Annotated in this window: 3 protein-coding genes; 1 reads left to right on the top strand and 2 read right to left on the bottom strand. The window is 53.4% G+C overall.

All coding sequences use genetic code 11. The annotated features are described in order from the left end of the window. Window positions 1-1134: hypothetical protein (locus ABZ312_RS45075; RefSeq protein ID WP_500440226.1), on the top strand; the 1134-nt coding region annotated here is incomplete at its 5' end. A 65-nt stretch (window positions 1135-1199) separates the two neighbouring features. On the opposite strand, the gene ABZ312_RS45080 is transcribed toward ABZ312_RS45075, so the two are convergent. Further along, entirely contained in the window at window positions 1200-1400 is a 201-nt protein-coding gene (locus tag ABZ312_RS45080; protein ID WP_198113257.1) for a hypothetical protein, read from the bottom strand. A gap of 161 nt (window positions 1401-1561) precedes the next feature. After that, window positions 1562-1826, bottom strand: a 265-nt coding sequence (locus ABZ312_RS45085) for a hypothetical protein (protein ID WP_500440227.1), incomplete at its 5' end; no start/stop codon positions are given.

Here is a 1826-nt window from a genome sequence, read left to right on the forward strand (position 1 = left end):
GGTATGCGGACGCTTGTTCTCGATGCGCAGGGGCAGTGCTTTTCGTTGCTCCGCAAAGGCACAGACAGATTGTTGAGCACGACCGTTTATGATTGGCCAGCAATTCACTTTTCCAGTCACTGCTTTCCAGATATTCCAGACCTAAAACCTAATCCAGCGACGCATGCCGCTATCCTTCGCTTTCCCTCTGCTCCGAAAGCGGCGAGTGCACTGGCGGACGAGCTACAAGCGCAGCTAGATAAATATAAGCTGAAATATTCATCTGTTTTTCAGATTGAAAATGGAATAAAGCTAACGTCTCATCAAAGTGTGCTTTATGGTGGCGCAAGAGTTCTAACAGTTATCCTGCCGCGTGAGATAAATGTCCTCGGCGGCTCAAAAAGTAGCATTATTCGGGCTCGCATTGTTATTTTTGCAATTGGCTTCGGCTCGGAAAAGGTCCTTGCCAGTAGTTCTGATATTGGAAAAACGTTTTGGGGGTATGCCAGCCTTGAAAAAGAATTGGACGCACTTCGACCGGAACGCGCTACCGCTGTCGTACAGGGAGCTGGAGACGGAGGGCTTCAAGAGTGCCTGAGAATTGCGTTTAAGCCGGAATATCACGATTTGGCGAAAGCAATTTCTCTGTTGGAACGCGAGGTGTCAGACGTATCACCTGAGTGGTATCAGTTGATGTTGAAAATCTTGTGCGCGGAAGATAATGCGGCGCGTGCATATATGTGGGGATACGATATACCAACAGTCTATAAGGGGCTGGACGAAGTGCACGATTCGGTTATAGTCAGGTTGCTAGAACCAGAAACGAAGGGGGCAGTGCTTGAATGGTACCGCCAGGTTGTGCGGGAACGAGAAATACATATTTTTGTCGTTGACAAGCATGCGCATTCCGGTCGTGTATATGCATTAAATAGATTCCTAGTGAAATTATTGCTTACTCTCACGAAGAGAAATCTAGTAACGCGGGTCTCGGTTGAGTTGACGGGAGGCGCACCGACTGGACCGGCAGACATCGGCCCGATTGACCGTTCTGGAATTGACCAGGATGATGGTCCGCAAGGCACTGCCTCCAAGGAGGATTTGTTGCGACATGCCGTTTTTGGGGCCATTCCCAACCAATATGGAGTGGTGCGGTAAACGCCGGAGGCGTGCATAGCTGAAGAGCATTCGCGGGGCGCCCGCGCGCAGAGATGGACGCCCTTTCAACCGTGGCTGTCCACCCACGCTCGGCACCATCTGAGGCCCGCGAGTTCAGCTTCGTTCTCCGTCTCAAAACTACCGAGCACGCCCGAGGTTTCAACGAGCTTGTTGTTTCGCGTGATGGTGCCGCTGGCAGCAAATCCGTCGCCCTGCCGGATGGCATGTCCCCAAATCGAATACCCTCGGTACAGCTCTGCGTCCATAAGCGGGTCACCGCTGGCTGGGCGCCGGGTCAATCAACGCGCAGTACATGGCTTTCGGAGTCAGCATAGGCGGGAGTTTCTGCGTGCCGTGAACTAGGTTGATGGGACGGGTGCGCCACGCGTGGACATTCCGTTGGTTTCAGCTTCTCAGCGTGAGTCGTTCATGGTGCCGACTCGAAATCGGCCAACTTCACTCGAAATCTATCAATAAAAGCCGCGTATCGGCGAAAGTCATCGAAATTCACCAAGACCGTTTCCTTGCTGGCCGTCTCGCTGGCGTTGCATTCGGAACGCATGTGATTCGCGTCGACCATGTTGGGGGCGCGCACTGGCGCGGGGACGTACCAGGCACACCATCGGCTCCGATGACCATCCGTTGTCCGGCGGCCACCGTAAGCGCAGCCGGCGGATTGTTCTTGACGGCAT

Source organism: Streptomyces sp. NPDC006207 (assembly GCF_040613835.1).
Lineage (GTDB): Bacteria > Actinomycetota > Actinomycetes > Streptomycetales > Streptomycetaceae > Actinacidiphila.